At 70.0% G+C, this 24,991-nt stretch carries 19 protein-coding genes and 4 pseudogenes; 13 read left to right on the top strand and 10 right to left on the bottom strand.

The features are described from left to right. The first annotated feature begins 415 nt into the window (after positions 1 to 415). Together ACWCV9_RS37025 and ACWCV9_RS37020 are read left to right on the top strand one after the other, a co-directional pair. Positions 416 to 1,369, top strand: coding sequence for an ADP-ribosylglycohydrolase family protein (locus ACWCV9_RS37025; RefSeq protein ID WP_450793348.1), 954 nt, complete (start codon positions 416 to 418; stop codon positions 1,367 to 1,369). A gap of 41 nt (positions 1,370 to 1,410) precedes the next feature. Continuing rightward, the gene (locus ACWCV9_RS37020; protein WP_450793346.1) at positions 1,411 to 2,265 is read left to right on the top strand and encodes an ATP-dependent DNA ligase; all 855 of its coding nucleotides are present in this window, start codon (positions 1,411 to 1,413) and stop codon (positions 2,263 to 2,265) included. 137 nt (positions 2,266 to 2,402) lie between these two features. Here the strand turns inward: ACWCV9_RS37020 and ACWCV9_RS37015 are convergent, their stop codons facing one another. After that, positions 2,403 to 2,810: a DUF6233 domain-containing protein gene (locus tag ACWCV9_RS37015; RefSeq protein ID WP_450793344.1), complete on the bottom strand. Its 408-nt coding sequence runs from the start codon at positions 2,808 to 2,810 to the stop codon at positions 2,403 to 2,405. 269 nt (positions 2,811 to 3,079) lie between these two features. Between ACWCV9_RS37015 and ACWCV9_RS37010 the strand changes: the two are divergent. Beyond that, a pseudogene (locus ACWCV9_RS37010) lies at positions 3,080 to 3,696 on the top strand (HAD family hydrolase); the annotation flags it as partial. 292 nt (positions 3,697 to 3,988) lie between these two features. Here the strand turns inward: ACWCV9_RS37010 and ACWCV9_RS37005 are convergent. Continuing rightward, on the bottom strand, positions 3,989 to 4,726 hold the full coding sequence (locus ACWCV9_RS37005) for an SDR family oxidoreductase (protein ID WP_450793342.1): 738 nt from the start codon (positions 4,724 to 4,726) through the stop codon (positions 3,989 to 3,991). A 143-nt stretch (positions 4,727 to 4,869) separates the two neighbouring features. Between ACWCV9_RS37005 and ACWCV9_RS37000 the strand changes: the two genes are divergently transcribed. After that, the gene (locus ACWCV9_RS37000) at positions 4,870 to 5,442 is read left to right on the top strand and encodes a TetR/AcrR family transcriptional regulator (protein ID WP_450793340.1); all 573 of its coding nucleotides are present in this window, start codon (positions 4,870 to 4,872) and stop codon (positions 5,440 to 5,442) included. A gap of 158 nt (positions 5,443 to 5,600) precedes the next feature. On the opposite strand, the gene ACWCV9_RS36995 is transcribed toward ACWCV9_RS37000, so the two are convergent. The 3 genes and pseudogenes from ACWCV9_RS36995 to ACWCV9_RS36985 form a co-directional block, all read right to left on the bottom strand. Next, positions 5,601 to 5,807 (bottom strand): Tn3 family transposase, encoded by a 207-nt coding sequence (locus ACWCV9_RS36995; RefSeq protein WP_450793338.1) that lies wholly within the window; start codon positions 5,805 to 5,807, stop codon positions 5,601 to 5,603. A 146-nt stretch (positions 5,808 to 5,953) separates the two neighbouring features. Then, positions 5,954 to 6,569 (bottom strand): annotated as a pseudogene (locus ACWCV9_RS36990) (Tn3 family transposase); the annotation flags it as partial. A gap of 17 nt (positions 6,570 to 6,586) precedes the next feature. Next, a pseudogene (locus tag ACWCV9_RS36985) lies at positions 6,587 to 6,862 on the bottom strand (DUF1206 domain-containing protein); the annotation flags it as partial. A gap of 871 nt (positions 6,863 to 7,733) precedes the next feature. Between ACWCV9_RS36985 and ACWCV9_RS36980 the strand changes: the two are divergent. From ACWCV9_RS36980 to ACWCV9_RS36965, 4 genes are all read left to right on the top strand, one after another. Continuing rightward, a complete protein-coding gene (locus tag ACWCV9_RS36980) occupies positions 7,734 to 8,489 on the top strand; it encodes a (5-formylfuran-3-yl)methyl phosphate synthase (RefSeq protein ID WP_450793336.1) in 756 nt (251 codons plus the stop codon). 8 nt (positions 8,490 to 8,497) lie between these two features. After that, on the top strand, positions 8,498 to 9,901 hold the full coding sequence (locus ACWCV9_RS36975) for an aldehyde dehydrogenase family protein (RefSeq protein ID WP_450793334.1): 1,404 nt from the start codon (positions 8,498 to 8,500) through the stop codon (positions 9,899 to 9,901). Between the two features lie 2 nt (positions 9,902 to 9,903). Continuing rightward, on the top strand, positions 9,904 to 11,010 hold the full coding sequence (locus tag ACWCV9_RS36970) for an NAD(P)-dependent alcohol dehydrogenase (RefSeq protein WP_450793354.1): 1,107 nt from the start codon (positions 9,904 to 9,906) through the stop codon (positions 11,008 to 11,010). An 80-nt stretch (positions 11,011 to 11,090) separates the two neighbouring features. Further along, a complete protein-coding gene (locus ACWCV9_RS36965) occupies positions 11,091 to 11,996 on the top strand; it encodes a class I SAM-dependent methyltransferase (RefSeq protein ID WP_450793332.1) in 906 nt (301 codons plus the stop codon). Between the two features lie 143 nt (positions 11,997 to 12,139). On the opposite strand, the gene ACWCV9_RS36960 is transcribed toward ACWCV9_RS36965, so the two are convergent. Then, the gene (locus ACWCV9_RS36960) at positions 12,140 to 13,297 is read right to left on the bottom strand and encodes a Dyp-type peroxidase (RefSeq protein ID WP_450793330.1); all 1,158 of its coding nucleotides are present in this window, start codon (positions 13,295 to 13,297) and stop codon (positions 12,140 to 12,142) included. Between the two features lie 87 nt (positions 13,298 to 13,384). On the opposite strand from ACWCV9_RS36960, the gene ACWCV9_RS36955 reads away from it, so the two are divergent. Beyond that, complete coding sequence (locus ACWCV9_RS36955) at positions 13,385 to 14,725, top strand: right-handed parallel beta-helix repeat-containing protein (RefSeq protein WP_450793328.1); 1,341 nt, start codon at positions 13,385 to 13,387, stop codon at positions 14,723 to 14,725. A gap of 4 nt (positions 14,726 to 14,729) precedes the next feature. On the opposite strand, the gene ACWCV9_RS36950 is transcribed toward ACWCV9_RS36955, so the two are convergent. After that, positions 14,730 to 15,419, bottom strand: a complete 690-nt coding sequence (locus ACWCV9_RS36950; RefSeq protein ID WP_450793352.1) for a hypothetical protein — start codon at positions 15,417 to 15,419, stop codon at positions 14,730 to 14,732. A gap of 297 nt (positions 15,420 to 15,716) precedes the next feature. Next, entirely contained in the window at positions 15,717 to 18,179 is a 2,463-nt protein-coding gene (locus ACWCV9_RS36945; protein ID WP_450793350.1) for an SdrD B-like domain-containing protein, read from the bottom strand. A 1,043-nt stretch (positions 18,180 to 19,222) separates the two neighbouring features. Between ACWCV9_RS36945 and ACWCV9_RS36940 the strand changes: the two genes are divergently transcribed. Further along, entirely contained in the window at positions 19,223 to 19,543 is a 321-nt protein-coding gene (locus ACWCV9_RS36940; protein WP_450793326.1) for a hypothetical protein, read from the top strand. A gap of 292 nt (positions 19,544 to 19,835) precedes the next feature. Here the strand turns inward: ACWCV9_RS36940 and ACWCV9_RS36935 are convergent, their stop codons facing one another. Then, entirely contained in the window at positions 19,836 to 20,879 is a 1,044-nt protein-coding gene (locus ACWCV9_RS36935; protein ID WP_450793324.1) for a GlxA family transcriptional regulator, read from the bottom strand. Positions 20,880 to 21,012: 133 nt separating this feature from the next. Here ACWCV9_RS36935 and ACWCV9_RS36930 point away from each other — a divergent pair, with 133 nt between their 5' ends. Continuing rightward, positions 21,013 to 21,939: an NADP-dependent oxidoreductase gene (locus ACWCV9_RS36930; RefSeq protein WP_450793322.1), complete on the top strand. Its 927-nt coding sequence runs from the start codon at positions 21,013 to 21,015 to the stop codon at positions 21,937 to 21,939. A 65-nt stretch (positions 21,940 to 22,004) separates the two neighbouring features. On the opposite strand, the pseudogene ACWCV9_RS36925 reads toward ACWCV9_RS36930, so the two are convergent. Continuing rightward, positions 22,005 to 22,453: pseudogene (locus tag ACWCV9_RS36925) on the bottom strand (helicase associated domain-containing protein); the annotation flags it as partial. 95 nt (positions 22,454 to 22,548) lie between these two features. On the opposite strand from ACWCV9_RS36925, the gene ACWCV9_RS36920 reads away from it, so the two are divergent. Together ACWCV9_RS36920 and ACWCV9_RS36915 are read left to right on the top strand one after the other, a co-directional pair. Next, a complete protein-coding gene (locus ACWCV9_RS36920) occupies positions 22,549 to 23,763 on the top strand; it encodes a glycosyltransferase (protein ID WP_450793320.1) in 1,215 nt (404 codons plus the stop codon). A 273-nt stretch (positions 23,764 to 24,036) separates the two neighbouring features. Then, positions 24,037 to 24,570, top strand: a complete 534-nt coding sequence (locus ACWCV9_RS36915; protein ID WP_450793318.1) for a GNAT family N-acetyltransferase — start codon at positions 24,037 to 24,039, stop codon at positions 24,568 to 24,570. Positions 24,571 to 24,991 lie beyond the last annotated feature (421 nt).

Raw genomic sequence — 24,991 nt, 5'->3', positions numbered from 1 at the left:
GCGCCGGCGTTCGGCATCCCCGCCCTCTGGTCTGCGGGCCTGCCGGAGACGGGCCAGGCGTCCAGGCACTTCTCGGAGCGGATCACCGCCGCGACTGGGGAGGCGTTACGTCTGCTGATCTTTTCTGGGGGCACGGACGCGAGCTGATGTCTCATGAGACACATCGAAGTCTGGGGGAAGGATGGCTCCGGCAGTCTCATGCAGAGCCGTTTCCCGGATCTTGTGGGCGCGGCCGGCGATCTGCCCGACGGTCTGGTCCTCGATGGCGTTATGTGACCTGTGCGGGTGTCTCAGCCCCAGGGTGTCTCGCTGGCGCACCTCTGTAGACGAGAGGCGTTCGCCGCCGATGGTTCAGGGAGCCGAAGAAGGAAAAGGGCCGTGCAGCCGTCGGCACGGCACAGATACCCTGCGCCGAATGAAGCGGATCCACCGGGCCGCTGGCGCGGTCGTCGGCTCAGCGGTGGGTGACGCCCTGGGCGGCCCCTTCGAGTTCGGCCCCCAGGGAGCGTTCTCCGCGCGGTTCCCCGCGCCTGGTGTCGGTGGCGAGATGTGCGGAGGCGGTGGCTGGGACCCGGGCGAGGCCACTGACGACACGCAGATGGCCGTCCTGGTCGCGGAGTCGCTGCTGGAGCAGGGCGGACTGGATCTTCCGGACCTCTTCGCCCGCTTCCAGCGGTGGGCAGCATCAGACCCCAAGGACATCGGCCTGCAGACCGAAGACGTCCTGACCAACGGCATGCCCTGGGACCTCGCCGCCGCGATCCATTTCCAGGTCAACCAACGAGCGGCCGGAAACGGCTCCTTGATGCGGGCATCGACCTCCGCGGTCCACTTCGCGGCCGCCGGCCAAGAAGCCACCATGGACGCCGCGCGCCGCATCGCTGCTCTCACCCATGGTGACCGCGCGGCCTGGGAAGGAACCGCGATCTTCCACGAACTCATCCGCGTCACGTTCGAGGACACCGACCCCCTCACCGCGCTCCCGGACATCCTGGCTCTTGTCCACCCCGACCACCACGGCCGCTACGCCACCGTCCTGGCCCCCGACTGGCACCCCGATCAGGCAACCGAGTACAACGGTGCCGTCTGGTCCTGCCTGGGCTCCGCCGTCTGGGCCCTGCGCACCACCACGAGCTTCGAAGACGCGATACGCGCGGCGATCGACCTGGGCGGTGACACGGACACCGTGGCCGCGGTGACCGGAGGCCTCGCGGGGGCGTATTACGGGCTGGATGCAATCCCCAACCGCTGGACCCAGCCGCTCCATGTCCCCCTCCCGGGATTCGACGGACGGGTGCTGCACCTTGCAGATCTGCTCCACCTTGCACACCGCCTCACAGAGGAGCCGTCGGTGAGACAGGCCCGGTAGCCCGCATAAAGGGCGAGTTGGTCGTGTGGACTGAGGGGCAGATGTCGTTCGAGGCGCTCCGGCGGCGGGCGGTCTCCGGCGGCCGGACCGCGGCTCGCCTCGCCCAGGACACGCCGGCGCACTTCATCGCCTTCGACCTCCTCCAGCTCGACGGCCAGGAGCTGCTCCATGTCCCGTATGGCGAGCGGCGTGCGCAGCTGGAGCAGCTGTTCACCGAGCACGGGCTGAGTGCCCCGTGGACGCTGTGCCCGCAGACGACCGACCCGGCGACGGCGCAAGAGTGGCTGACGTCCTGGACACAGGTGCCGGGCGTCGAAGGGCTGGTGATCCGGGGGAGCGGCCAGCGGTATCTGCCGGGAGTCCGCGCGCTCTACAAGATGTGCCGCCGTGACACCACCGAAGCGGTGATCGGCGCGATCACCGGCACCGTGCGCCGACCGCAGACGGTTGTGCTGGGCGCCTTGACGAGGCCGGGACACTGCGGCAGGTCGGCCGCAGATGCCACTGCGGCGTGCCGGGGCGCGCGGCATGGCCGAGCGGCTGCCTCTGACAGGGCCCGGACATGCGTGGGAAGGCGTACGGTTCATGACCTCATGGGGGTCCCGCACTCCGCTGGACGTCGTCCTCGTCGAGCCGCAGCTGGTGGCGGAGATCGAGGTGGACACCGCTCAAGACCATGGGGTCTGGAAGCATCCCGACACGGCTCGTACGCCTCCGCGAAGACATGGCGCCCGAGAACGTCGCCGCGTTCGGACAGGGGGCTGCGCCAGCCGCCGGGTGACCGTTGCCGATCAGCCGGAGGCACCTTGGCGGCGTCGGCTGCGCGGCAGGCCCGGCGCACCAGCTGGGCGTTGGGCCCGCAGCGGCAGGTCAGCCCCTGGCAGCGCGCGCAGTAGCCGATTTGATTCGGAGAGCAGCCGAGCAGCAGAGCGGCGGCGGCCCGGTCCATGGAGGGGTCGATGCGTCTGGGCACCGCGGTCATGCGGCCGAATGTATGGCCGGCCCACCGCGCGGGCAGCTCGGCACCGGATGCTCATGCTAGGTCGATGCCCAGCTCGGTGTCCGGCCGACAGAAATCACACCCAGTGATGGCCGGGTCGGTGAGCGCGGCCCGCGCCTCGTCGGCCCGGATCCGGTGGACCGCGCGCTGGATCATCGAGCAGTCAGCCAGGTGGATGACGGCCGGCTCTGGTCCGTGCGGAGTCCGCTTCTGCTCTACGACGTAGGGGGGCAGGGCCGAGTCCGGCAGTGGGCTACCAGCCTCTGGCTTGCGGGGCGGCCGGGACTGCTGAGGCGGGTGCTCGGCCCGGGCGAGGGCCTTTCGGACGGCGTCCCGCTGGAGTCGCAGGTAGATGCCGACCGTGTCGGTCTCCGCGATCTGCCGGTCGAGGTGAACCAGGATCGTCCGGAGCCGCGTTGGGTCAGGAGGAAGTTCGGACATGCCGGGCACCATGAAGGGCCGCCCAGCCAGCCGACCGCTGGCCTTGCCAGTACGGGTGGAACAGCACCTCCGAGGACAGATGGATGAGCCGCTGCCGGAGCGCGGTGCGCGGCCGCGAGGCCAGCTCCCGGTAGGTGTCGTGCCATGCCTCTTGCGTTCGTGCGAGATCGTCGGGAATCGGACTCATGGCCAAATTCAATCACGTGTTCGATTCCTAACGCATCCGTGTGAGGCCATAAGCTCGCCGGGCGATGGAGACCATCGTGTGAGATGTCGGCGAGACGCTCACCGGGATGGCCGCTACTGGGCTGCCTGGGCTGACTGGCTCCAGGTCCCTCGCCACACCCTGTCCGCGCTGGTCGGTGCCGTCGTGGCCCGAGGCCAGGAGAATGCGCAGGCTCTCAGGCTTCTACGCCCCGAGATCGACGTCGCGGCCGAAGACCGTGCGCGGGAGGCGGCCGGCTTCGGCGAGCGCCTGGATGAGACCGACCTGTACGACGACGTCCGTCCGGCGCTGGGAGCCCTCCGTGAGGCTGGCATCCGAGTGGTCGTTGCAGGAAATCAGACCGCCCGCGCTGGGGACCTGCTTCGCGCGCTGGCCTTGCCCCCAGATCTCATCGTCACGTCAGGCGAATGGGGCGTGGCCAAGCCTCAGCCGGAGTTCTTTCAGAAGGTCCTCGAGGTCGCCGAGGCGCCAGCCGACCGCACAGTGTACGTGGGCGATCACCCGGGCAACGACGTGCACCCGGCGAAGGCGGCCGGCCTGCGGACGGCGCACCTGCGGCGCGGCCCGTGGGGGAACCTCTGGGCGGACGGGCCTGAAACGGTTGCTGCCGCGGACTGGCGCGTCAGTGGGCTCATGGACTTGATCAGCATCGTGCGGTGACAACAGCTGTGTAAGCCATCCGAGTTGACGCTGTCACATCGAGTATGTGCGATGTTCGACGCGAGTACCGTTCTGGGTGGATGCCCGAACGGAGACGCTATGCCCGCCAACACCAACGACTGGCTTCCACGCCCTCGTCTCCAAACCTCGTCCTGTTGAGCCGTCGGAAACCCGTAGTCACGCACCTGCGCCTCCACGATCACATGATCATCAATGGGTGGTGCGTTGATCACTTGAGGGTGCCATCGCTTGCCGACAGGGGGGCGGTTTCGAGTAGCCCGACTCGCCGCTGTCAGGCTTGCACGGTGGGGCGGACGACGATCTCGCTGACATCGACGCCATCGGGTTGTTCGATGGCGTAGCCGATGGCGGAGGCGATCGCCGAGGGCGGCATGGCGATCTCGTCCCGCTGCTGGATCATCGCGGCCGCGGCTTCAGGGCTGGCTCCCTTGCCGATGCCTTCGGTATTGGTGAAGCCGGGTGAGACGAGTGTGACGCGCAGGTCGGGTCCCGACTCCTGGCGTAGGCCCTCGGTCAGCACCTTCACCGCCGTTTTGGTGGCCGCGTAGACCGCCTGGGGGGTCTTGACGACGTAGGCCGCAGTGGAGCCGACGTTGACGAACTGACCGAAGCGCTGCCGGCGGAAGATGGGCAGAGCGGCCCCGATGCCGTTGAGCAGGCCGGTGATGTGGGTGGAGACCATGGCGTCCCAGTCGTCCTGGCGCAGGTCGTCGAACGGGGAGACGGCCATCGTGCCTGCGTTGGAGACGAGGACGTCGAGTCGACCGTACTGGTTGAGGGCCGTGTCCGTCAGGCGCTGGAGGTCTTCGCGGCGCGTGACGTCGACGATGACGCCGGTGGCGGTGCCGCCCTTGGCCGCAATGCCGTCCACGACGGCATTCAGTCGGTCCTCGCGCCGGGCTCCGAGCACGAGCTGGGCGCCCTTTTCGGCGAGGTAGTCCGCAGTTGCCTCGCCGATGCCGCTGCTGGCACCTGTGATCGCAATGACTTTGCCCTGAATACCCGACATGATCGGCTTCCTTTCTTAGGGTGCACGCAGCTAGATGCAGTGACCTACAGTGAAACCGGAGGTGTCCCCAGTTATTGCACCCTGAGTGGGGGCGTATCCGGTTAGCAAGTGCAGGGACTTCGAAGAGGGGCTGGCGAGCACTGATGACCGACGGAACGCTTCGGCCGCTGCGGGCTGACGCACGGCGGAACAGGGAGAAGATCCTTACGGCCGCTGCACGCGTCTTCACGGCGGAGGGGCTGGACGCGCACCTGGAACGCATCGCCAAGGAGGCAGGCGTGGGCAGTGCGACCCTGTACCGCAACTTCCCCACCCGGGAGGCCCTGATAGAGGCGGTCTACCGCAACGAGGTGGCCCACCTGTGTGAGGCCGCCCCCGCTCTGCTTACGCAGAAGCCGCCAGTAGAGGCCCTGCGCGCGTGGACACGCCTGTTCCTGGACTACGTCACCGCCAAGTACGGCATGATCGACGCCCTGCGCGCCATTGCCGCGACGGGAAGCAATCCTTATGGTCACAGCCGGGAAATGATCCAGGCCGCCATTACCTCACTCATGGACGCTTGCACGGCCGCCGGGGCGATCCGCACTGATATCCAGCCCCCCGACATCGGCGCTGCCCTGGAAGGCATCGCCCTCACCTCGGCGGGTGCTGAACACCGACGGCAAGCGGAGCGCCTGCTCGACCTCATGCTGGACGGTCTCACGGTCCGCCCGTGAGGACTCGTGCGTGGGTCCGCTCCACCACCGCAGGGTCTCGGGCGGTCATTCCTCGCTGTCATCGTCCTCGTCCAGCTCGGGCCCGTCGGGGTCGCGTAGCGGGCGCAGGGCGCCGGCGGCCGGGGTCGAGGCGGTGAAGCTGTAGCGGCCGAGCAGGTTCAGGTTGCGGTGCTTGAGCGGGGACAGGCGGGCGATGTCCTCGTCCCGGACCTCACGCCCTCAGCCGGGAGTTGGGCGACGGCGGCGTCGAGGTATTTCCTCGTCCACAGCGCGATGGCGTTGAAGACCAGGCCGAGCGCGCCGAGCTGGTCCTCGATTCCGTCCCGGTACGCCTGGTGGATGGGGCCGCGCTTGCCGTGGCACACGTCCCGGGCGAGCTTGTGGCGGGACTCCGCAACGTGCGCTGCCAGTTCAGCTGCCGGCGGTAGGTGTCGTCCACCGGGTCGACCACCCGCAGCAGGTGGTAGGCGCGGACCTGGTTGGTGACCAGGGAACCGGCGACCTTCAGCATGTCCGGCCAGTGCGTGATCACCTTGTTCAGGTTCACGCGGTTGCGCGCCAGATCCTCCACCGCGCCGTAGCTGCCGGTCTCGACGCCGGGCATCGTGGCCCGCCAGAACCGCTGGTCGTCCAGGTCGCGGAAGCGGGGGCTGAAGTTGTAGCCGAGGATCTTGAACAGGCCGAACACCATGTCGAAGTACGAGGCGTTGTCGGTGGCCACCATCTCCGGCTTCCCCCGCCGTCAAGGTTCAGCAGGGCGTCCAGGATGTGCAGGGAGTCGCGCGGGGTGCCGGGCACGACCATCTGCCGATGCCCGCGACCTGGTCGTTAACGCGTTGAGCCAGGTAATGCCCCGCTTGAACCCGAAGTACTTCGGCGACGGGGCGGCGTTGATGGTGCGCACCGGCACCTGAGAGCGCAGCCCGTCCACGGAGGCCCCAGTAACGCACGATCGGGATGCCGGCCTGGGCGGCGATCAGCGCGGCGTTCGCCCCTGCGATGGTGTCGGCGCGCAGGTAGTACTGGTCGACGTGCACGAGCCGGGCCCGGGTCAGCGCCTCGTAACCGGGGTTGGCCACCGGGGCCAGGCCGATATTGCACGCCTCGGACGCCAGCAGCGCGACCACCGAGGTGGGCAGGTCCGCCGCCACAGAGCCATCCCGGCCAGGGCGATGCCGAGCAACCACAGCAGTACGGTCCCGAAAGGCTTCTGAGCGATTTCGGCGACCGCGCCGCCCCGGTCGGCCTGTCTGCCCCCGCCGGTGAACGCGATCCGCAGTGAGAGAACGCCGATCAGCGCGTAGATGACCCCGCGGCCGGCGAAGCCCGCACGGGCCGCCGCCGCGACCGCTCTGCCGTCCGCTGCACGGTGAACCTGACCCGGTTGGCGTGTCGTTGCAGATGCCGAATTGGTAGCCATGTCCTACCGGATGCCTCCGAAGGGCGATGCCATCCTGGCCGCCGGCCAGCCTTGGCGGGACACGCTGCCGGCAGGGAGCGGCGCTCGACCTCCCCAGGTGCCGCGCCGCTCCCTCACCAACGCACGACGACTACCCGTGGAATGCCGCCCTACCCCATCCGATGCCGGCCGCAAGGGCCACCGCACGTGCCGACATCGTCCCCTGCCGGCCGCGGCGGCGGGGGATGGGTGCGATCACCCTGGCCCGCACCGGCAGCGAGCGGCCCTACACCGAGGACGACCTCGCGCTGGTGGAGGATCTGATTCGACACCGTCGACCGGCCCCACATGCGCCGGGGCGCAGACCCACACCCGGTACTCCATCGCCTCCACCCCGCCGTCTTCAAGGGCCTGGTACGACGGCAGGCCCACAAGGTGGAGCCAGCCCGTCTCGGTCTGCCGCCGCCTCCACAGCCGCGCGACGACCTCCTGCTCCGGATGACCGCGTACCGGATCCGCGGGCAGCACGACCCGCACCGGCACCAGCTGGGCTGCGTCATCGGACGGCGTGGTCACGGCCCCACGGTAGACAGCCCGACCCTCAAGGCCACCACCGGTGTGACTTCGATCGATAGGTGGCCCCGTGCCCTTGGGGGGTCAGTGAGGTCGGCCAATTGCCAAGGGGCTTAGCCGAACTCGTGTCGAAATGATGAGTAACGCCGGTTCACGCCGGTGTGCGCCGCGCACTCCGCGTGGGCACGAGCGCCCGATGGGAACCTCCGCACGCTCTACCGGGACCCATGGGGGACGGAAATGATGAGCGCACCGTACGTGAATCAGATGATCCGCACCCCTGTCCGCAAGGCGGACATGCGGCGGAAGGAGCCCGTTGGTGTTGCTTCTCATCTCCCCGGACAGCGTGGAGGAGGCCCTCGACTGTGCGAAGGCAGCGGAGCACCTCGACATCGTCGACGTCAAGAAGCCCGACGAGGGCTCGCTCGGCGCCAACTTCCCCTGGGTCATCAGAGAGATCCGCGACGCGGTCCCGGCGGACAAACCGGTGTCCGCCACCGTGGGAGACGTCCCGTACAAGCCCGGCACCGTGGCCCAGGCCGCGCTCGGCGCGGTCGTCTCCGGCGCCACGTACATCAAGGTCGGCCTCTACGGATGCACGACGCCCGATCAGGGCATCGAGGTCATGCGCGCGGTCGTCCGGGCAGTGAAGGACCACCGCCCCGAAGCGCTCGTCGTCGCCTCCGGCTACGCCGACGCCCACCGCATCGGCTGTATCAACCCGCTCGCCGTGCCCGACATCGCCGCCCGCTCCGGCGCCGACGCGGCCATGCTGGACACCGCCATTAAGGACGGGACGCGGTTGTTCGACCACGTTCCGCAGGACGTCTGCGCCGAGTTCGTCCGGTTGGCCCACACGTCCGGTCTGCTCGCCGCCCTCGCGGGCAGTGTCAAACAGACCGACCTCGGCCCGCTGACCCGCATCGGCACGGACATCGTGGGCGTGCGCGGAGCGGTCTGCGAGGGCGGCGACCGCAATGCCGGAAGGATTCAGCCGCATCTGGTGGCCGCCTTCCGGGCGGAGATGGACCGGAACGCCCGGGAGCACGCGGCCGGCGTCCCCGCCGTGAACTGACCACCGGCATGCCGACCTCTGAGCCCGACCGCCGCCCCGGACGCCGGGCCGCGCGTTTCCCCGTCGTCGACCCGGCCACCGGGGAGACCTTCGATGAGGCCCCTGACCAGCAGCCGGACGAGTTGGACGCCGTGGTCGACCGGGCCCACCGGGCCTGGCACGGCTGGCGTACCGAGCCCGCCGCCCGCGCCGCCGCCCTGCGTGCGGCGGCCGATGCCGTGGACACGGCCGGCGACGACCTCGCCCGGTTGCTCACCCGAGAACAGGGCAAGCCCCTGGCCGAGTCGTACGCAGAGATCGCCCGTACGGCGGCCCGCCTGCGCTACTTCGCCGACCTGGCCCCCAGAACCCGGCGGATCACCGACGGCCGGCCCGTGCACAGCGAGATCCGCTGGCGACCTCTCGGGCCCGTCGCCGCGATCGTGCCGTGGAACTTTCCCCTCCAGCTCGCGGCGGCGAAGTTCGCGCCCGCGCTCGCAGCGGGCAACACCATCGTCCTCAAACCATCCCCATTCACCCCCCTCGCCACCCGACTGCTCGGCTCCGTCCTCGCCACCGCCCTGCCCGAGGACGTACTGACCGTCGTCTCCGGCCGCGAACCCCTCGGCGCCCGCCTGGCCTCCCACCCGGGGATCCGCCACGTCACCTTCACCGGCTCGGTGCCCACCGGGCGGGCCGTCGCCGAAGCGGCGGCGGCCTCGCTCGCCCGGGTCACCCTGGAACTGGGCGGCAACGACGCCGCCGTCCTGCTCGAGGACGTCGAGGTGGACCGGATCGCGGACCGGCTGTTCTGGGCCGCGTTCCGCAACTGCGGGCAGGTCTGCATGGCGGTCAAACGCGTCTACGCCCCGGCCCGGCTCCACGCCGAGGTCGTCGAAGCCCTCGCCCAGCGCGCGAAGACCGTCCCTGTCGGAGCCGGCCTCACCCCTGACACCCGGCTGGGCCCGGTCAACAACGCCCCCCAGCTGGCCCGGGTCGAACAGGTCACTAAGCAGGCCCTGGCGGACGGAGCCCGGGCCGCGGCCGGGGGGCACCGGCTGGATGGGCTGGGCTACTTCTTCGCCCCCACGATCCTTACCGATGTCCCGCCCGGCAGCCCGGTGGTGACCGAGGAACAGTTCGGACCGGTCCTGCCGGTGCTGCCGTACCGGAGCCTCGACGAAGCCGTCGACGCGGCCAACGGCACCGGCTTCGGACTGGGCGGCTCCGTATGGGGCACCGATCTCGACCGGGCCGAGGCGGTGGCCGACCGGCTCGAATGCGGCACGGCCTGGATCAACCACCATGGCGAACTGTCCCTTGCCCAGCCCTTCGCAGGCGTCAAGAACAGCGGTGTCGGCGTAGCGGGCGGGCCATGGGGGCTCTATGGCAACCTCCGGCCGTTCGTCGTCCACCGCCCGCAGGAGGCATGACGATGAGGTTCCAGGCGGCCGTACTGCGCTCCTACGAGGACCCGTTCACGGTCGAGGAGGTGACCCTGCGCACGGAACCCGCCGCTGGCGAGATCCTGGTCGAGATCGCGGGCTGCGGGATGTGCCGGACGGATCTCGCGGTCCGGCGATCGGCCGGCCGCAGCCCGCTGCCGGCGGTGCTCGGCCACGAGGGGGCCGGGGTCGTGGTGCGGACGGGCTGCGGCCCGGACACCGCGATCGGCGTCGGTGACCACGTCGTGCTGAGCTTCGACTCCTGCGGGCACTGCCGCAACTGCCGCGGCGCGTCGCCCGCCTATTGCGACTCCTTCGCCTCCCTCAACCTCTTCGGAGGACGCAAGGAGGACGCACCGCGGCTCACCGACGCGACCGGGGAAGCGCTGGCCCCCCGGTGGTTCGGCCAGTCCTCGTTCGCCCAGTACGCGCTCGTCCCGGTCCGCAACGCCGTCCGGGTCGATGCCGCACTGCCCGTCGAACTGCTCGGGCCGCTCGGCTGCGGCTTCCTCACCGGCGCCGGAGCCGTGCTGAACGCCTTCGGCGCCGGCCCCGGCGACACCCTCGCGGTCTTCGGCGCCGGAGCGGTGGGTCTGGCCGCGGTGATGGCGGCCACCGCCGCCGGCGTGCTGACCGTCGCCGTCGACCGGCATCCCGGGCGGCTGGCCCTGGCCGAACGGTTCGGCGCAATCCCGCTGCCCGCGGAAACGGCCGGACTGCCCGAGCAGATCCGGCGGCTGACCGACGGCGGCGCGCAGTACGCGCTGGACACCACAGCCTGGCCCCCGCTCATCAACGACGCGCTCCGGGCCCTGCGCCCCACCGGCAGCCTCGGCCTGGTGGCACGGCTGCACACCGCGCTGCCGCTCGTACCGGGCACGTTGGAGGGAGGCCGCAGCATCCGTCACATCTGCGAAGGGGACGCCGTACCCGGACTGCTGATACCCCGGTTGACCGGGCTGTGGCAGGCCGGACGCTTCCCCTTCGACCAGCTGATCCGCACCTACCCGCTGGCCGACATCAACGAGGCCGAACGCGACTGCAACGCGGGCCGCGTGGTCAAACCCGTCCTGCTCCCCGAGGGGAGAAGCCGATGAGCGAGGCACGCAGCACCGCAGACTCACCGCATCCGACAAGCAGGCACCCGGCAGTCCCCACTCCCGCAGGCGGAGGAAACATGGTCGGCACGGCGCCGCAGCACACAAACGTGGAAGGCGTGGACGGAGGCGTGGGCCTGACCGCCCTCCTGGTCGCCGCGGCACGGGCGATCGAGACCCACCGCCACGACAGCCTGGCCCAGGACGTATACGCGGAACACTTCGTGCGCGCCGCCCCCGCGTGCGCAAACTGGCCGGTGCGCATCCAGCAGGTCCAGGACGGGGACGGCAACCCCTTGTGGGGGCGGTTCGCCCGCTACTTCGGCCTGCGGACCAGGGTCCTCGACGACTTCCTCCTCCGGTCGGTCCGCAGGAGCGCCCGCCAAGTGGTCCTGCTGGGCGCCGGGTTGGATACCCGCGCCTTCCGGCTGGACTGGCCGTCGGACTGCGTGGTCTTCGAGATCGACAGAGCGGGCGTGCTGGCGTTCAAGCACCAAGTGCTCACGGACCTGTCGGCCACCCCGAAAGCCAAGCGCGTCCCCGTACCGGCCGACTTGCGCGCCGACTGGGTCACCGCGCTGACCACCGCCGGCTTCGACCCGGCCGCACCGAGCGTCTGGCTGGCCGAGGGACTGCTCTTCTACCTGCCGGGCCCCGCCGAGACCTACCTCATCGACACGGTGGACCGGCTGACCACCGAAGGCAGTGCACTGGCCTTCGAGGTGAAGCTGGAAAAGGACCTGCTCGAGTACCGCGACAGCGCGATCTACACGGCGACGCGAGAACACATCGGCATCGACCTGCTCCACCTCTTCGACAAGGGACCACGACCCGACTCTGCAGGCGACCTGACGGCCAAGGGCTGGTCCACCTCGGTACACACCCCCTTCGACTTCACCCACCAGCACGGACGCGGCCCCCTCCCCGAGCCGAACGACGCGCTGGAGGGGAACCGGTGGGTCTTCGCGCACAAGCCCCGGCTATGACGTCCTCAGCGCTGACGGCGACGCCCGCACAGGGCATTCAGCCCACCGTCCCGGCCTTCGCCGAGATCGGGAACGACCGCCCAGGACGGCTCGGCACGTCTGCACCGTGCGCCCGGGTGGCCGAAGCGGCGGGCACGGAGTGATCAGCCGAACAGCTGGGAACCGAGCGGGTGCTGTCGGTCGAAGCCGGGGAGGATCAGGAAAGTGGCGCTGGCGGTCGTGGTGGTGAATTCCAGCAGTGCGTCGGAAATGTCCATGCGGGTGAGGGTGGCGGTGAAGGTCCGCAGGTCGTTCTGGAAGCTGATGAAGAGCAGGCCGGGGGCGGGCTCGTCGGTACTGTAGGAGCGCCGCAGCATGTGGCCGACGCCGACGACGGCGGGGTTCGCCCTGCGCACGTGGGCGTTAGCGGGGACTAGGTAGCGTCCGTCGGGTGTCTTGGCGCCGAGGTCCGGGCCCGATGCGACGGTGCCGCCGGAGAGGGGGGCTCCGCTGGCCCGGCGCCGCCCGAAGACCGCTTCCTGCTCGGCCACGGATAGGGCGGCGAACTGCGGCAGGTCGAGTTCCATGCGCCGCAGTACGGCAAGGGTGCCGCCGGCGACCGCCGGGGGCCCGGCCAGCCACAGGTCGCGCCGTTGTTCGGCGGTTGTGTGCGGGCCCACGATGCCGTCGATGAATCCGAGCGGGTTTCGTGGCGCGGTGAGGCCGCCCCCGAGGGGCACGTTCGTTCCGCGGCGTGCGGACTGCCGCCAGCGTTCGTGGATGCGGTCACCGGCCTGGTGCAGAAGGGCGGCGGCGGTGACCGGTAAGAGCAGCGGGTCGCTGGCGCAGATCTGTATCAGCAGGTCACCGCCGCGTGCCCGGGGGTTGATCTGCTCCCGGGAGAATCGCGGGAGGTCGGCCGCGCCGGGCAGCGAGGCACCGGCCGTGCGCACCAGCCGGGGGCCCACGCCGACGGTCACGGTGAGATCGCCCGGCGGCAGGCCCAGCAACCGCGGATCGGTCCCCTCTGTGAGTGTGCGGATGGTCTGGCCGAGGTCGGCCAGTAGCGGGCCGGGAGCCGTGGTGGCACCGAGGTCGGCCACCACGGCCAGCAGGTTGGGCTGGGCCGGCTGGGGGAGCGTGATGCCTGCCTGATGCCGGCCCGTCGCCGCAACCGGCATGGGCGTGGCCGCCGCGGTAGGGGCGTGCCGGCTCGGCTGGGCGGAGTCCGATGTGCACCCGGCGGTCAGACCGGCAACGACCATGGTGCCGGTGACATCGAGGAACGCGCGGCGCGACGGGTGGTGATCGGTTCGGTCCATGGTTTGCAGAGTGCCACACCGGAATCGTGCCTGCCGCTCAACCTCCCGATTTTGGAGCGGCATTGAGCGTCATGCCAGACTGGGATCATGCCTCGATTAGCTCTTCGCGTGTTGGCGGCGGCAGTGGCCACGCTGACACTTGTGGTCGGCTGCAGCGGCGGCGATGGCGGATCGGGCAAAGGACGGCGTCCGACCGGTGCGCATGTGACGATCCGAGTTCCTGCCGATGCCTCGACGATCTCGGATGCGATGTCGTTGGCTCGGCCCGGTGACCTGGTGCTGGTCGCGCCGGGCGTGTACCACGAGTCGGTGAAGGTCTCCACGCCTCGGGTCACTCTTCGTGGTGAGTCCCGGGACAAGGTCGTCATCGATGGGCGGTTGCAGCAGCCGAACGGTGTCGTCGTCGCGGCGCCCGGGGCGGCCGTGGAGAACCTGACCGTGGAGAACAACACGCAGAACGGCGTGCTGGTCACCGGCTCGGCGAAGGCGGCCGCCGGGGTGCCAGGGCGAAGCGGAGGCTACGACACCGGCGATGAGCCCGTGACCTTCCTGAAGTCGTTCCTGGTCTCGTATGTGACCGCCACCCGCAACGGTCTGTACGGCATCTACGCGTTCTCCGCGCAGAACGGTGTCATCGAGCACTCGTACGCGTCGGGCGCGGCCGATTCGGGGATCTACGTCGGGCAGTGCAAGCCGTGTCACATCGTGGTGCGGGACAACGTCGCCGAACTCAACGCGGTCGGTTACGAAGGCACCAACGCCAGTGGGGACATGTACGTGGTCGGTAACCGCCTGGTCGGCAACCGGGTCGGCCTGACCACCGACTCCGACCACCAGGAGAAGCTGCTCCCGCAGCAGGGCGCCGTCATCGCGGGCAATCTGATCGCCGCCAACCAGCAGAGGGCCACCCCGGAGCAGGCCGACGGCGGGTGGGGCACCGGCATCGGCATCGACGGCGGCAGCGGCAACCAGTTCATCCGCAACCGCATCGCCGACAACACCAACGCCGGGCTGGTGATCACCGCAACCGCCGACATCCCCCCGGTCGGCAACCAGATCGTGGCCAACACGTTCACCGGCAACGGCGTCGACGTCGGCTGGACGTTCCCCGCCGCCACGCGGGGGCGGGGCAACTGCCTGCGCGGCAACGCGTTGCGCAGCACGGTGCCCGCCCGGCTCGCGACCACCGCGTCCTGCCCGCTTCCGGCCCAGTCGCCCTCGCCGGCCGACAGGTGGACGGCGCCGACGGCACCCGGTGGCATCCCGTTCACCGAGGTCGCGGCGCCTGCTCCGCAACCGCAGTTCCCGGGCGCCACCACGATGGGCGCCACCGCTGTCCCGGCGGTTCCGGCCCTGCCGGACACGGCAGGCATCCCGCTGCCGCCGACGTCCCTGCTTGCCGCGAACGCGCGGGTGCAGACGTCCTGAACAGCTACCGCGTCGGGGTGACTCCGGGGAGCGGCTTGACCGGGATGTACTTCTGGGTGTCGAAATCGATGTCCACCGGCTGCGACGCGGAATCCACGCTGACGCGGACCCGGTACATGGTGCCGTCCGAGCCGACCCAGTAGCGCACGTTGCCCGCCGTACCGGAGCGGTCACGGGAGGACGGCCCGGTCATGACGTCCACCCGATGCCCGCTCACCTGGTCTCGTCCCCACCAGGCGGCGCCGTTCTGCGGCAGCAGTTCGGCATTGTCCGGCCGGTCGCTGCCGAGACTGAGTGCGATGGCCAGCGAACTGTCCAGCGAACTGCCGGACGACTGCAGCGGACGGCTGTACCAGCCCGAGCCGGGCAGTGAGGAGGGCGCGTGCGCGGGGGTGTTCGCCATCGGATGGACGAACACCGAGGTGGCCGTCCACTCGATCAGCCCGTCGCTGGATGTGTCGCGCCCGGTGCCGTGCACCACGCCGTAACCCAGCTTGCCCCGGTAATCGACGGACCCGGAGACGACCAGCCCGCCGGCGGTGCCGGGCACAGTGATCGTCACCGCGCGGCCGTGCGCCTCGTAGTTGCGGAATCGTGTGATCGCCAGCCGGTTCGCCTCGTCCGACGTCAGTGCGCGCGGACCGCTGGAGCCGGAGTCGTGGCCGATGAGCAGGAACGCAGCACCCAGTGCGATGGCGGCCGTGGCGATGAGGGCTGCCGCCGGGCGAGGCCGCAGCCATCGGCGCCGGTCAGCCGCACGGCCCGGTCGAACTTGCTGGATTCTCACGCTCCGCACGCGGCTCGACGCTGACACTCTTCTGATTCACCCTCTCGAATCACCACACTGCCCGGCCGTCGTGGGGTCGCGGCGGCACTCGGCAGTCCCGTGGCAGACGACGCGAAGGCCGACCCTCGTGGACCGGCCGAGACGTGATCTGCCCGCCCGCGCCGTTCGGATCGCGGGCAGGCAGATCACTGTTGTTCCGTTCGTTCAGTGGTTCTGGGCGCGACGCTTCCTGCTCATGAAGGCGATGACCACGCCCGCACCCACCAGCAGACCGACGAGGGCGATCATCCCTGGCAGCCCGTCCATACCGGTGTGGGCCAGTGAACCCGTGTCCCCACCGGCCGGGCCCGGGTTGTTGGCAGGCGGCGCGGGTGACGGCGGCGTAGAGGCCGGTGGCGACGCCGGCGGTGAGCTCGGTGTCGGAGTGGGTGTCGGAGTCGGGGTCGGCGTCGGTGTCGCCTTCGGGATGTACACCCCGGCGTCGATCGTGTGATCGACCCCGCCCGGCTTGTCCGGCGCCGTGACAGGCGCGTAGCCGTTGCACAACTCCCTCGTGGTTGGCGGGGTCACATTGGAGTCATGCGCACGGTTGGCACCGGCTCGCGGGAGCGTGAACCGCAGTTCGCTCGCCGGGGGCTGGGCGGGCACCTTGCTGGTGTCCGCGGTGCACACGTCGAACTGAACCGTGTATTTCGCACCCGGTGTGAGCTGGTACGCGGCGCCGACACCCCCGAAGTAGTACTCGCCGGCGGCATCGGTTTTGGTCGTGGCGACCTGCTTGCCGCCCGCGTCCAAGAGGCTGATCGTTGCGTCCGGCAGGAGCGGTTCCGCCGGGTCCTGGATTCCGTTGTGGTCGCCGTCGAACCATACGAGGTTGCCGATCTGGACCGGCGCGTTCGCCGCTGCGTACGCGATGTCACCGAGCCCGCCGGCCTTGCCGAACCCGCCTTGGAAGCGGCTGACGAACTGGAACCCGTGGTGGGTCGGGTCGTTGCCCGGGCCCTGACCGGTCGTGATGTCGTGGTACCCGGTCCCTGAGGTCGCGACGTCGGCGACCGGGTCGAACTCCGTGCTGACGACCCACTGCTGCCGCGGGATATAGGCCACCGACCCCAGCGCCGTCTCCTGGTGCGCGTTGGCGTAGAAGTCGCCCGGGAAGTATTCGACGACATCGGCGGGCTCGCCGCCATTGTTGGCGGGGGTGGCGTGGTTGGGGCAGCTGCCGGTGCCTTCCCACTGGTAGTCACCGGCGGGAGTGGCGCAGACCATGGTGATGTCACCACCGGACATGGCGGTTTCCGCCGTGTTGTTCCCCGGGCGGGGGTCAAGCCCTCCCCAACTGAGCGCGTCCATGAACCGGTCACGGAAGCCCAGGATCATCGAGCCGTCGCGGCCGAAGGCGAGGGAGGCCAGCTCCGGCTGCGGATCGATGAAGTTGTTGCTGTCGGGGGCCGTCCTCCGTTCGTCCCACGTGGCCAGGCTGGTGTTCCACGGGTTCCAATGGGTGGCCTTGTCGCCGGAACCGAAGACACTGCCGCGTTCGTATGTGAGCGGGTGGCTCAGCACCGTGGTGAACCGCTTGCCGTCGTAGGCGTAGACGACGGCTTTCAGGTCCGCGCGCTGCTGCGTGCTCTCCGCGCTGCACACGCCGCCGACGTACAGCGTGTTGTTGTGGACCGAGAGACCGAACGGCCGCCAGTCGCCGGGGCTCGCGCACCCCGGGTCCGGGATCGGCACCGTCGCCTCGGGCACCGAGGCGGTGGCCCCTGTCGCGTCGAAGCTCACCAGACTGCGGGTCAGCAGGTTCACCGCGTACAGCGTGGAGCCGTCCTCCGACAGGGCCAGGCCACCGATGCTCTCCTTGCCCGGTGCGTTGGTGAACCCGGGATCCTTCATCATGTTGGCGGGGTCGTGGGGCGTCGCCGCCGTGGTCGGCACCTGCGCGAACAGCTGCGGCGCACCCGACCCGCTGGTCGGCACTGTATAGATCGCGCCGGCGCCCTTCGGCCCGTAGGGAGCGTACCGGCGGGCGAACGCGCTCTGGAACAGTCGGCTGCGGTACTTGTCGTACGCCAGCCCGAACGTCGTGCCCACCTGGGCCTGCGTGGCCAGCGTGGCCGGACACGCCACATCGGTGGGACACGTGCCCCGGGTCTCCGTCCCGAACGCCACCAATGCCCGGGTGTCGGTTCCGTTGGCGCCGTTCTGGACCGGTACGAAATACCGCGAGTCCGGCAGCGTGTAGTCAGCCGGATCCCACACCCCCGTCACGACCGAGGCGTTCTTTCCGTTCGACACATCCACGAACGACGTGAAGCTGTCGAAGTGGTTTTCCGCCGTCGAGGCGGGCGCCGCCTGCAGATAGCCGCTGTACGGTGCCGGGACGCTGACGTCGACCCGGTACTGGCCGCCGCTCAGCACGGTCGACTGCGACACCACGACCTTTCCGGTGGCATCCGTGACGCCGGCGACGTGGTGCCCTGCGGGGTCGGAGATCTCCACCTTCATGCCCCGCTGCGGCACGTCCATCGTCGCGTTGATCACGCCGGTGCCGAAGAAGTCGCGCAGCACCTCAACCGTCAGCGTGCCGTCGGCGGCCGAAGCAGCGGCCGCTCCAGCCGTCGCTCCCACGGCGCCGCCCGCCAGTAAGAGAACGGATAAGCCCATGCGCGCCAGCGGCTCCGCAAGCCTGCGTGCCGGCCGGCGCGGGTCTCTGCCGACCCGATTCATGGCATCACACTCCACACATCTCTTGTCTTGAAAACGAAGCACCCGCTTTTTTCTCTGCACGCCCACTTCGTGACCCCACACCAGTCGCGAACGCCAACGAAAAAGAGAACCCTGTCGCGTGGACCGCTCCGTGATGATCATTTGATGGCGTTGTGGGGGAGTTGTGGGCGTCGCAGGCCAGGAAAGCGAGCGCGCGTTCAGAATCTCGAACGGGACCGCCCTGTGTTGTGCTTTTTTGCAGCGCAATCACGGTGCCCGCGCCCCCCACCACGACCTCACCGACCCCCACCGTGAACAGCGCGTGATTCTACCCGCTGAAGTCTCGCCGGCACCAGCAGAATCCCTCGTCCATCGGTGTCCGCGATAATTTCCCAGCGTCAGAGAATGGCGATCGGAAGAATGTGCGACAGCGGCGTGATGGCCGGATCTGGTCCCGTTGAATGCGTGACGCCCGGATAACGCGTCGGGTACGTGCTCGTTACACAGGAGCGTTGTGCCTGCAGTCGAAATTGGTCCGATCCGCCTCTGCCTGAAGCCCCATCAATCCGGACACCTCGGCTGAACGGCGCCGCCTTGGGCAGCTGCCCGAGCGACCGGCCGCCTCCAGCTTCGGCGCGGGCCGCCTGCGCACCGAAGGGCTACACACCGAACAGCACGGACGCTGGATCAGCAGATCCCGGCGGGATTGATCGCGCTGGGATGCGCCTACTGCGCGGGAGTTCCGAGCCGGCGGGGTCGACGGATGATCGCGCGGGTATCAGCGGTTACGGCCCGTTCGCCGAGACCGAAGCCGGCTTGCTGACCCAGGTGCTCGCCGTCAACGTCACCGCCCTGACGGTGCTCACCCGCCGTGCCGGGGATGCTGGCGCGCGGGCGGGGCGCCGTCGTCAATGTCGCCTCGCTGCTGGCGTTCGCCGGTCGCCTGCTGCCGGAGCGGCTGCCCCCACCGGGCCGTGTACGGCGGCACCAAGCGGTACGTCGTGACGTTCACCCGTACCCTTGCCGCCGAACTGACCGGGTCCCCGGTGACCGTGCAGGTCCTCTGCCCGGGCCTGACCGCCACCGAGTGGCGTGTCCGTTCCCGGCAGGAGAAGGTCCACGACGACGGCGGCATGCCGCCCGAAGACGTCGTCGACGCCTCGCTGGTGGCGCTGCGCGACGGTGAGACGGTGTGCGTGCCCGGCCTCGGCAACCCGGCTGCGGTGGACACGCTGGCCGCCGCCGAGGGCGCGCTGCGCGCCGGTTCCCGGGGCAGCCGGATCGCCGCCCGCTACCGGCAGCAAGGGACCGCGGCGTACTGACCCGGCGCCCCGCGGTGGGCCAGATCGAGTCCTTCCCGACGGCGCCGGGGCGTTCCGGGATCCGGCTCGTCCGTCGGGCAGGTGGCCAAGTCCTCCCCGCTGACGCGGGGTGTTCTGTCCGTGGCCGTTCATCTCATAGGCGATCGCGGGTGTCCGACCAGCGGAAGTGGGAGTGATTGCGTGGGCAGCCCCTTTCCCGCTGGCGTCCGGTGTCAACGGCGCCCCTCCGGGAACGGCACGACTGCCGGCGGGTGCAGCATCAGGTCGTAGGTGTCGTTCCGTCTGCTCGCGGTCACAGCTGGGCTTGCATGGGGTCGTGGGGGCTGAAGGTGCGGCGGTAGGTGGCGGGTGAGACACCGAAGGCTGCTCTCATGTGGGCGCGCAGGGAGTTCGCGGATCCGAAGCCGGAGCGGTGGGCGACCAGGTCGATCGACAGGTCGGTGGTCTCCAGCAACTGTTTGGCCAGTTCGAGGCGTTGTGCGGTGAGCCACTGCACCGGGGTCATCCCGACCTCGTCGCGGAAGCGGCGGGTGAAGGAGCGCAGGCTCATTCGGGCGTGTTCGGCAAGGCGGTTGAGGGAGAGGGGTTCGCCCAGGTGTTCCAGGGCCCAGGCGCGGGTGGCGGTGGTGGTGGCGACGGTGGGTTCGGGGACCGGGCGGTCGATGTACTGGGCCTGCCCGCCGTCCCGCCAGGGCGGCACGACGCACATGCGGGCGGCGCGGTTGGCGGCTGCGGCGCCATGGTCACGGCGGATCATGTGCAGGCACAGGTCGACGCCGGCGGCGACGCCCGCGGAGGTCAGGACGTCGCCGTCATCGACGAAGAGGACGTCCTCGTCGACCTTGACGCGGGGGTAGGCGCGACGGAACTCGGGGGCCAGGTTCCAGTGGGTGGTGGCGGGCCGGCCGTCGAGGAGCCCGGCCGCGGCGAGCACGTAGGAGCCGGTGCAGATGGACACCAGGCGGGTGCCGGGCCGGATCCGGGTGATGGCTGCGGTCACCGCGGGCGGCAGCGGGCCGCCGTGGCCCAGTTCGGGCATGGCGTGTGTGGGCGGCACGATCACGGTGTCGGCGGCGGCCAGGGCCTCCGGGCCGGCCGCGGGCTGCACCGTGAACCCGGCGTCGCTGAGGACGGGGGCGCCGTCTGCGGTGCAGACGGTGACCTGGTACAGCGGGCGTCCGGCCCGGTCCAGGACGCTGCCGAAGACCCGGGAGGGGATACCGAGCTCGAAGGGCGGGACGCCGGGCAGGGCGAGGACCGCGATGCGGTGCGGTTCCGGCGCATCGTCGCTGCTACGGGGGCGGGTGCCAGTGTCCGGCCACTGCGTCGTACTCATGGCCGGATCCTGTCACATAGTGGCCAGACGGCCAACACCATCGGGAGCGCGGATACCGGATCGTGGACCGCGTCGCACCGGGAAGAGCCCGGACGGCACACCCGATGGAGACGGAAAGAGTGAGGCGGACAGCATGCGCGCGGTGGTCGTGGAACAGTGGGGCGGACCCGAAACGCTTGTTGAGCGTGAGGTGGCCCGTCCCGTGCCCGGACTGAACGAGGTCCTGGTCCGGGTCCACGCGGCCGGAGTGAACCCGGTGGACTTCAAAACCCGGGCCAGTGGTGCCCTGATCGAGTGGGGCGACGAGCCGGCGGTCGGCTGGGATGTGTCCGGCGTCGTCGAGGCCGTCGGACCGGGTGTGGGGATGTTCCGTCCCGGGGACGAGGTCTACGGCATGCCGCTGTTCCCGCGGCAGGCCGGCGCGTACGCCGAGTACGTCGTCGCCCCAGCCCGCCACCTCGCGCCCAAGCCGGCGAGCCTCACGCACGTCCAGGCGGCGGCCCTGCCGCTGGCCGCGCTGACCGCCTGGCAGGCCCTGGTGGACACCGCCGATGTGCGCGCCGGCGAACGGGTGCTGGTGCACGCGGCGGCCGGCGGGGTGGGCCACCTCGCCGTGCAAGTCGCCAGGGCCCGAGGTGCCTACGTCATCGGCACCGCCAGCGCCGGCAAGCACGACCTGCTGCGGGAACTGGGGGCCGACGAGGTGATCGACTACCGCACGGTCCGCTTCGAGGATGCCGTCGGAGACGTCGATGTGGTGCTGGACGGGCTCGGTGGTCCGATCGCCGAGCGGTCCCTGAAGGTGCTGCGGGCAGGCGGGCGGCTGGTCACCCTGCCCGGCCCGGACGATGTTCCGGCTGCCGTCCCCGACCAGGTACGGGCGGTGTGGATGCTGGTCGAGCCCGATCACCTCGGCCTGCGCGAGATCGCCGCCCTGGCGGAGCGGGGTGCGCTGAAGCCGGTGGTCGAGACCGTCCTGCCGCTGGCCGAGGCCGCGAAGGCACACGAGATCGGTGAGCAGGGACGCACCACCGGGAAGATCGTCTTGTCCGTGGCCTGACCTCCGCGGCGGCCGGCACCGGCCGAGCGAGGCGAGCGGGAGCCCTGGGGCACCTGCGGTCCGGGGACTCGGTAGTGCCGCTGCCAGTCCAGCGGCCATGGGCAGTCCCAGTCCGGGTCGATCGCGGCCAGCTGCGCTGCACGCTGTTCGCCCGCTTTGGGTCCTTGCCCAGGCCGTTCTTCGCGCCCTTCCGCCGGAGGTTGGCCCTGTGCTGCCCGACGGGCACCATCTCATCGTCCTCGCCCCCTACGGCGTCCTGTCGGGGGGGCGAGGCGTCCGATTGCCCGCCGGTACGACCTGAGCGCGGCGAGCTTGGCCTCCCATGCCTCTTCGCCGGACTCCCGTACCATGCCGGCCTCGGGCGCGTCGAGCAGTTCCTTGCGGTGGGGGTCGAGTTCGCCGGCGCGCAGTGTCTTGCGCTGTTGGTGCACCCACCGCGCCCGAGCGGGAAGTCCTTGGTGGCGCCGACCGCGGTCTCGGTGTCGTACGGCACGGCGTACAGGCCGGTGATCTCGCACATCGGCTCTTGATTGTGGCAGCCAGGTGGGCTGCGGGATCCCTGTGGCCGGCGACGGTGGCCGGACGGCACTCGCCGAGGAAAATCGCTCCATGCGAATTCTGATCATCACCGCCGGTTCACGCGGAGACGTCGCGCCTTTCACCGGGCTGGGGCGGCGTCTGTTGGATGTGGGCCATCAGGTCGCCGTGGCCGCTCACCCGTCCTTCGCCGCGCTGGTCGGCGGGTGCGGTCTCGGCTACCGGCGTGTGCCGGGAGATCCGCAGGGGCTGATCCGGGACCTGGCCCGGGCGGCCTCGCGGGATGAGGCGCAGGCGCTGACGAGGGCGTACGCGGACGGGCTCGCCGATGGGGTGGCGCAGGCCGTGGCGGGCGGAGCCGATCTGCTGCTCACTGCTTTCGGCCCGGCACCGCTCAGCCGGACGGCCGGCGACGCATTCGGAATCCCCGTCATCGGTACCTACCTCGCACCGTCCTTCGCCACCGCAGAGTTCCCGCTGCCCAATGCGCGGAGCATCGATGACCTGAGGCCGGAGGGCAACCTCGCCGCGGGCCGGGATGTGCTGAAGCGCGCGGAAGGGGTCTTCGCGGGCGCCGTGACCCGGCTGCGTGCCCGCCTCGGGCTTCCCGACGGCGCGCCTTCGGCACCGGTGGACGTTCGGCCGGTCTTCCACGGCTTCAGCCCGCTGGTAGTGCCGCGCCCTGAAGACTGGCCGTCGTGGGTTGAAGTGGCGGGCTACTGGTGGCCCGCGCGGCCGGACGGCTGGCAGCCCCCGGCCGCACTGGTCGACTTCCTCCAGGCCGGTCCGCCCCCAGTGTTCATCGGATTCGGCAGTATGGCGGCGGGGCAGGGGGAACGGCTCAGTGAGCTGGTGGCTGCGGCGGTCAAGCGGGCAGGTGTGCGTGCGGTGGTACAGGCGGGGTGGGCCGATTTGAACGGCTGCGGCGCCGATGTCCAGGCCGTCGGCGACGTCCCGCACGACTGGCTGTTCCCTCGCACCGCCGCCGTCGTCCACCATGCCGGGGCAGGTACCACCGCAGCCGGACTGCGGGCCGGCGTGCCCGCAGTGCCCGTTCCCGTCATGGCCGACCAGCCGTTCTGGGCGTCTCGGCTCTACGCGCTGGGAGTTGCCCCGCGGCCTGTGCCGTTCCAGGAGCTCACCGCCGAAGCCCTCGGCGACGCGATCACGGCCTGCCTGTCTGAGCCGTCCCACCGTCGCCGCGCGGCCGAACTTGCCCGCGGGATCGCCGCAGAGGACGGCACCGCATCGCTGCTCGCCCACATCGGCTCAGAGCGCGCCGGGTGAAGCCGCATCGCGGTGCTGCGCCGAAGAGGCCACTGGGGCCCAACACGGAAGGCGGGTCAACGCCGGTGTGGTTCAGGATGAGTGCCTCGACTACGTGAAGGCGGGACGCTCAGTCGCCAGTTCACCTGAAGGGCTCCCCTGGCCTGCTGTTCCTCCCACCTGCTGGCTCGCAGCTCCGCGGCGCAGGCGGCTTGACGCCTTGCGGCTCGGGAGCGGCAGCAAGGGCGAGCGCCGGATTACCGATGAGGCGCTTGCCTTCGGCAGGATGGGCGCATGAACGAGATCCGCACACCCCGTCTCCTCCTTCGTAGCTGGCACGACGACGACCTTGCGCCGATGGCGGACATCAATGCGGACCCACGGGTTATGCGCTGGATCGACGACGGCTCGGTGCGTGACCTGGACCACACGGCTGAGGACATCGAGCGGTGGGAGGAGGAGTGGGACGAGGAGGGCTTCGGGCTCTTCGCAGTCGAGCTGCTGGCCTCGGGCGAACTGATCGGCTTCACGGGACTGACCGTGCCCGAGTTCCTGCCGGAGGTGATGCCCGCCGTGGCGATCAGCTGGCGGATCGGCTCACAGTTTTGGGGCCAGGGATATGCGTCCGAAGCCGCGCACGCCACGCTTGAGTTCGCGCTCCAAGACCGCGGCCTGGACCGCGTCATCAGCATCAACCGGGTGGGGGACGACGCTTCCGAGAACGTCATCCGCAAGCTCGGCATGGTGCCCGAGCGGGAGACGGCACACCCGGTGTACGGCTACCCCCTGCACGTTCACGCCATCGATCTCACCGAGTTCCAGGCGTGAACCGACCGAGCCGTCGATCATCACAAGACAGCCGACCACTGTCCCTACGTCCCTGAGCGCATTGATCGCGACGGTACGGACATCAACGGATGGATTGGTGTCTTCCTGTCGCTGACCTGGACTTTCTCGGAGCTGCGGCCAGAGCCAGATTTTAGATAGCACCATCATCATCTCGCTCCTTCGGGCCCGACTGCGGTTGCTGGTCGGTCAGCTTCCAGGTCACCTCGTTGATGTCCTGGTCGTGATGCCAGTAGGCCAGTCTGCGTGTGGCGACCAGCCGGTCGAGCAGTTCGGCGGTCTGGGTGGGGTGAGTGGCCGCACGGACGGCCTAGGTGTTCTGTCCTGGGAGGTTGTGGACGGGTGGGCCAGGTCTCGGCTGAGGGGTCTTGAACGGGTGAGGGCCTTCCGGTTCGGTGTGGAT

It is taken from the genome of Streptomyces sp. NPDC001606 (assembly GCF_053596835.1).
This window is presented reverse-complemented; position numbering and strand designations above follow the sequence as displayed.

Coding starts and splice junctions, on each gene's coding strand:
- ACWCV9_RS37025 (WP_450793348.1), top strand. CDS start 416: ATGAAGCGGATCCACCGGGCCGCTGGCGCGGTCGTCGGCTCAGCGGTG.
- ACWCV9_RS37020 (WP_450793346.1), top strand. CDS start 1,411: ATGTCGTTCGAGGCGCTCCGGCGGCGGGCGGTCTCCGGCGGCCGGACC.
- ACWCV9_RS37015 (WP_450793344.1), bottom strand. CDS start 2,810: ATGTCCGAACTTCCTCCTGACCCAACGCGGCTCCGGACGATCCTGGTT.
- ACWCV9_RS37005 (WP_450793342.1), bottom strand. CDS start 4,726: ATGTCGGGTATTCAGGGCAAAGTCATTGCGATCACAGGTGCCAGCAGC.
- ACWCV9_RS37000 (WP_450793340.1), top strand. CDS start 4,870: ATGACCGACGGAACGCTTCGGCCGCTGCGGGCTGACGCACGGCGGAAC.
- ACWCV9_RS36975 (WP_450793334.1), top strand. CDS start 8,498: ATGCCGACCTCTGAGCCCGACCGCCGCCCCGGACGCCGGGCCGCGCGT.
- ACWCV9_RS36970 (WP_450793354.1), top strand. CDS start 9,904: ATGAGGTTCCAGGCGGCCGTACTGCGCTCCTACGAGGACCCGTTCACG.
- ACWCV9_RS36965 (WP_450793332.1), top strand. CDS start 11,091: ATGGTCGGCACGGCGCCGCAGCACACAAACGTGGAAGGCGTGGACGGA.
- ACWCV9_RS36960 (WP_450793330.1), bottom strand. CDS start 13,297: ATGGACCGAACCGATCACCACCCGTCGCGCCGCGCGTTCCTCGATGTC.
- ACWCV9_RS36955 (WP_450793328.1), top strand. CDS start 13,385: ATGCCTCGATTAGCTCTTCGCGTGTTGGCGGCGGCAGTGGCCACGCTG.
- ACWCV9_RS36945 (WP_450793350.1), bottom strand. CDS start 18,179: ATGGGCTTATCCGTTCTCTTACTGGCGGGCGGCGCCGTGGGAGCGACG.
- ACWCV9_RS36935 (WP_450793324.1), bottom strand. CDS start 20,879: ATGAGTACGACGCAGTGGCCGGACACTGGCACCCGCCCCCGTAGCAGC.
- ACWCV9_RS36930 (WP_450793322.1), top strand. CDS start 21,013: ATGCGCGCGGTGGTCGTGGAACAGTGGGGCGGACCCGAAACGCTTGTT.
- ACWCV9_RS36920 (WP_450793320.1), top strand. CDS start 22,549: ATGCGAATTCTGATCATCACCGCCGGTTCACGCGGAGACGTCGCGCCT.
- ACWCV9_RS36915 (WP_450793318.1), top strand. CDS start 24,037: ATGAACGAGATCCGCACACCCCGTCTCCTCCTTCGTAGCTGGCACGAC.